Below are 2,528 nucleotides of genomic sequence, written 5' to 3'. Positions count from 1 at the left end.
TTTTAAGAAAAGTCAATAGCTAAATAAGACTTTTTGAGCTATTTTGAAACAAATAAATGACACATAGGGTCTAAATTTAGTGACCCATCACAGCAAATTAGGCAGCTGACCCAATTTGACCTGAGGTCTGGGGAGGCACCAAAGCTTTCAAACGCTAGCAAGAAGGCTGCTAGCAAAGGATAGTAAGAGATCGTGACAGGCAAAAATATGGGGATAGGCGCATATTTTAGTTTGCACTTGACGATACATGTGGCTAACGCCGCGTTATGATGGTTAGCAACTCATCAATCAAGTGCTTAGGCTCTCTTGCTATTTATAGTTAATCCCATGCTGAGTACTAAGATGGGCCTTAGGTTATCTGGAGTTTTTCTATGGAATTTGAGATCAGTGCAGATGGCGAGCTAGTGGCATACCATGGCACAGGCGGTAAGGTTGAGATCCCTGAGGGCGTTAAGTTCATTGCGCGTAAGGGCGTGTTTGATAAAGACTGCAAGATAACTCAGCTTTGTTTGCCTAGTACCTTAATTGGCCATAAGTATGATGAGCACTGTAGCTGTCCGCATGTCATCTCAAAAGGCGCATCAGCAGACTCTCTATCCGTGCATCGATGCAAAAAGAGCAGGGCAAAAAGCTTAGCTAAAGATAGCGTGCTCTTTGATGTGCTGAGTCTTGATTTGCCTTATCTGCAGTCTTATGTAGTAAGCAAGGACAATAAGCTCTATCAATCTGTCAATGGCGTATTGATCTTTAAAGAAAGAGTTATTGTGGCAGTACCTGCGCGTACACCATTACCTGTGAAGATGGAGCAGTCTTATGCTCAGTATATGCAGCAGACAAAAAAGCTGCACCCATATGATCAGCCTCCAGTTACGATTAGACTAAAAGGTCAGAGTTTAGAGCCTGGGCAAATAAGCAAGCTCTTAAGTTTGCAGCTCTTTGCTAGCAAGCGAGCAAATCTCTTACTTTTCTATGGCCCAGAGATCACATCACTTAGTCTCGATGAGCAAGATATTGAGGCGCTGTTCTCCGAGCATAATGCCGTGCTGATTACACCAAAGTGGGTGGTTGAAGGGCCTTCGCAACTTACATATCTTGCACTAAGCGGCTTTTGTCATAAGAGTGAGCTCTATTCAGGAGAGATCAAAGATCACTATATGCGTCTCATGGTACGCCATGAGCGTGAGCTTTATGAACTTTCTATTTCCAAGCAGCTAGTGATGGTGCGTCGATTTTTCAACGAGATGTGGCGCAAGCCTTTTGATTATCAGCATGAGAAGAGCTACCTTGATGACTCGACATTGCTTACAGAGGCAGTGCTGCGTGGCAGTAGAAAAGATATCTCATTAATACTTAAAGAGTGTAAAAGCTTTGAGCTGAGGCGTCGCAAGAACAAGGACATAATAGATGATCCTCGTACACTAATGTTCTTGGCTTGTCGCTATGGTGGTTATGAAAAGATCATGGCGCTGAGAAAAAGCATGCTCGTGTATACAGGATATTCAGACGAGATCAATGACTTTGATCGTGACTCATGTGCATTCATTAAGAGAAATGATTTTGACAGCAAACGCAAGAAATATACTTATAGATCTCCTAACAAGCGCGAATGCTTAAACTTCCTTAGCTCATTTGAACCAATGAGCAATATAAGCTCATATTTGTATACTGATAAGACAGGCGAGGTTCGCTCATATAAGCCAATTGCAGTTGAAGAGCGCTTTAGATGCATTTGCTATTTTCTCAAGTCAACACTTTATGACTATGAGTATAAGCCTTGGAAGTGCTTTTTTAGCTATCTTTTAGATATGAGTGAACGCAAGCAAAAAGAGTTAGCCAAAGACGCGGTGTTTTATTATTTTATTAGCTCGCAGGACTCATTGTACGCAAACAAGCTCTCTAATGCCTTGATGATTCAGGCTTTAAAAGACAAGCCTCACAACGTGGTGGCCTTTGCTAAATTACTGCAGCAGCAAAATCAGCTCTTGCCTATACACAAGAGTGCGGTACTAGGGCCTTTAGTTGACCAAAAGGACATAGTTTTAGAGCTCATGCCTTTGTGCAAGCTTGAAGGTGAATGTCTGACAGGCTTTATCAAGATGCTTATTGAGCACGGTAGGGCCGATACCATGTCCGCCTTGCTCAAGACAGGCATAGTTGAGCAGCATATGCCGCTAAGTGAGTTACGCACGCTCTTTGAGGACTCAAATAGTCCTGAGCTTCACGCCGTCTTGCTTGACTATCTGCACATTAAGACTTCATCAGGCCATAGTCTAAGAGCTGACCTTACCCTCTAAAAGCAATGGTATTGTTTTGCTTGTGCTGTGGTATGTGGCGGGCGCTGGCAGGCGCAGGTAGGGGCTATTAGCAGCTAGTATATCTTGGCGTTAAGTGCAAGATGCACTTATCTGATATAATGAGTAGTTCACAGTTTGCTATGGCGAAACGGCAAAGATGCTTTAGTTCACATTTTTGCTTTAATGCCATTTTACCCGAGCTAGCCTTGGGGATGCTCTTTAAAAATCTAATTT

1 protein-coding gene is annotated in these 2,528 nt (G+C 42.9%); it reads left to right on the top strand.

Annotated elements, in window-relative coordinates; translation table 11 throughout:
- Nucleotides 1–371 precede the first annotated feature (371 nt).
- Complete coding sequence (locus tag H524_RS0111805; protein WP_027940339.1) at nt 372–2,294, top strand: hypothetical protein; 1,923 nt, start codon at nt 372–374, stop codon at nt 2,292–2,294.
- The last annotated feature ends 234 nt before the right edge of the window (nt 2,295–2,528 follow it).

Origin of the sequence: Anaerobiospirillum succiniciproducens DSM 6400 (genome assembly GCF_000482845.1) — a bacterium.
Taxonomy (GTDB): domain Bacteria; phylum Pseudomonadota; class Gammaproteobacteria; order Enterobacterales; family Succinivibrionaceae; genus Anaerobiospirillum; species Anaerobiospirillum succiniciproducens.
This window is presented reverse-complemented; position numbering and strand designations above follow the sequence as displayed.

Coding starts and splice junctions, on each gene's coding strand:
- H524_RS0111805 (WP_027940339.1), top strand. CDS start 372: ATGGAATTTGAGATCAGTGCAGATGGCGAGCTAGTGGCATACCATGGC.